Origin of the sequence: Aquiflexum sp. (genome assembly GCF_041749095.1) — a bacterium.
GTDB lineage: Bacteria > Bacteroidota > Bacteroidia > Cytophagales > Cyclobacteriaceae > Aquiflexum.
The window spans coordinates 1-2,063 of sequence record NZ_JBGTCA010000340.1; the positions used below are offsets into that span (position 1 = coordinate 1).

The window sequence follows — 2,063 nt, forward strand, 5'->3', positions numbered from 1 at the left end:
ATCATCCCAGGAATAGTAGAAATGAGCTTACAGATGCGGGACCTTTCCTCAGAAAAGATCATGAAAATGTTCAACGATATCGAAAAACATGCGGAACAGATCGCCAAAGAAACCAATACTAAAATTGGATTTGAGAACCTCAATTTAGGCACCACACCGACCATGGCCAGCAAAGAAATACAGGAGAAAATGATCCAAGCTGCTGAATCCTTGGGGATATCCTATATCAAAATGCAGAGCGGAGCTGGGCACGATGTACAGGAAATGGCTTTATTGGGACCGATCGGCCTTGTGTTTATCCCGAGCAAGGATGGAATCAGCCACAATCCCAAAGAATATTCCTCCCCTTCCCAAATGGCCAAAGGCGCAGATGTAATGTTGCATACGGTGTTGTTGTTGGATAAGGATTGAAATTTGGGTTTGTGCTAAGTATCAAATTAACCATCAAATCCAATTTGATATTAGTTGATACCTGCTTGCCGCAGGCAAGTTGGATATTGATCGATACTTGGGCACCATGGCAAATGGAAAGGACTGTTTCAAATTCTCCGATGACAATAATAAATTTGGAAAAAGAAAAGTTTCAGTTGTATAAACCAGAATTACCGATAGGTAGTCAACTTGATAACCAATAAAATTTTCTATCTTGATAGACTGGTTTTTTTAATTAAAATGAGTAAAATTTTAAATCTGAACATGAAAAAAGTAATAATTATTGGCGGTGGTGTTGCAGGTATGAGTGCAGCCCATGAATTGGTAGAACGGGGTTTTGAGGTGGAGGTATATGAAAAGAAAAAAGTCTATGTGGGTGGAAAAGCAAGATCTGTAAACGTGAAGGGTACCAACTTGCTCCATAAAGATAAATACCTGCCCGGTGAACATGGTTTCCGGTTTTTTCCAGGGTTTTATAAGCATGTAACAGACACCATGAAAAGGATACCTTACTCCGATCAAAATGGCCAGAGTAATAAAAATGGTGTTTTTGATAATCTGACCCATACTACCCGGATTGAACTTACCAGATATGACTTGCCACCAATAACCATTTTGGCCAATTTCCCAAAATCACTTTCGGACTTGAAGTTATTGGTTCGTGATATGTTTGGAGGAATACATACCGGGCTTACTAAGGAAGAGGAGCATTTTTTTGTCCATAAAGTCTGGCAAATGATGACTTCAAGTAAGGAAAGAAAGGATCAGGAATATGAGAAGATATCCTGGTGGAAGTTTTTGGAAGCAGATAGGTTCTCCGATGTATATAGACATTTGTTGGTGCAGGGACTGACCCGGACACTTGTAGCTGCGAGGGCCGAGATCGCAAGTATGAAGACAGGTTCTAGCATCACACTACAATTAATGTATAACATGCTCAATCCGGGAGTCAATGTGGACAGGGTTCTGAATGGGCCTACCAATGAAAAGTGGCTGAACCCCTGGTACGATTATCTTACAAAATCCGGCGTCAAGTACTTCAAAGGCCATGAGGGAATAAGTTTTGCGCTCAAAAAAGACAATACAATCGACCATGTCATAGTCCGAGATTCGAATGGAGTAGAAATTGAAGTAACAGGAGATTATTATATTCTGAGTACCCCTATAGAAAAAGCGGCAAAATTGATAGACAAAAAAATGGTTGCCCTTGATGACCAATTTCAATTCCTGGACCAATTGGCAAATGATACAGCTTGGATGAACGGAATCCAGTATTATCTCAATGAGGATGTCGCTTTGGCCCATGGACATGTGTGTCACAGCTATACAGAATGGGCATTGACATCCATTTCCCAAGTCCAGTTTTGGGAAGGATATGACCTAAGTGAAAGATATAATGGGAAGGTTAAGGGAATTCTGTCTGTAGATATTTCTGATTGGCTTTACACCCGGTATAAATCGATTGAAGATCCGGAAAGCCAACCCATTTTAGCTGAAAACTGCACGCCTGATGAAGTTCAAAAATTGGTTTGGGAACAATTAAAAAGAAGTGTGAACGTAGACGGAAAGGAAATTTTGCGGGATGATATGATCGAATTTTGGTATTTGGATCGGGATATCAAATGGATTGA

Annotated in this window: 2 protein-coding genes; both read left to right on the forward strand. The window is 40.2% G+C overall.

The genetic code is table 11. The features are described 5' to 3' along the window. The coding region (locus ACEW8O_RS15425) for a M20/M25/M40 family metallo-hydrolase (RefSeq protein WP_373495518.1) at window positions 1-411 on the forward strand (411 nt) is incomplete at its 5' end. A gap of 285 nt (window positions 412-696) precedes the next feature. Then, window positions 697-2,063 (forward strand): FAD-dependent oxidoreductase (locus ACEW8O_RS15430; RefSeq protein ID WP_373495519.1); only part of this gene is annotated, 1,367 nt, incomplete at its 3' end.